Annotated in this window: 1 pseudogene; it reads left to right on the top strand. The window is 50.5% G+C overall.

Annotated elements, in window-relative coordinates:
• Positions 1-220: pseudogene (locus tag B3182_RS03925) on the top strand (molecular chaperone HtpG); the annotation flags it as partial.

Genomic DNA, 220 nt, shown 5'->3' with positions numbered 1-220 from the left:
TTCCGTAAGAAAGGCATTGAAGTCCTGTTGCTCACCGACCGCGTCGATGAATGGCTGGTGAACTCTCTGACTGACTTTGACGGCAAACACCTGCAATCCGTTGCCAAAGGCGATCTGGATCTCGGTGAGCTGGAAGACGAAGAAGAGAAAAAAGCGCACGAAGAAGTCGAGAAAAACTTCGAAGATCTGGTTGAGCGGGTCAAGAAAACCCTGGATGAGC

Source organism: Methylophaga sp. UBA4204, assembly GCF_002379485.1.
Classification (GTDB): domain Bacteria; phylum Pseudomonadota; class Gammaproteobacteria; order Nitrosococcales; family Methylophagaceae; genus Methylophaga.
The sequence above is the reverse complement of the archived record's forward strand: the minus strand, read 5'-3'. Positions and strand labels throughout refer to the sequence as shown.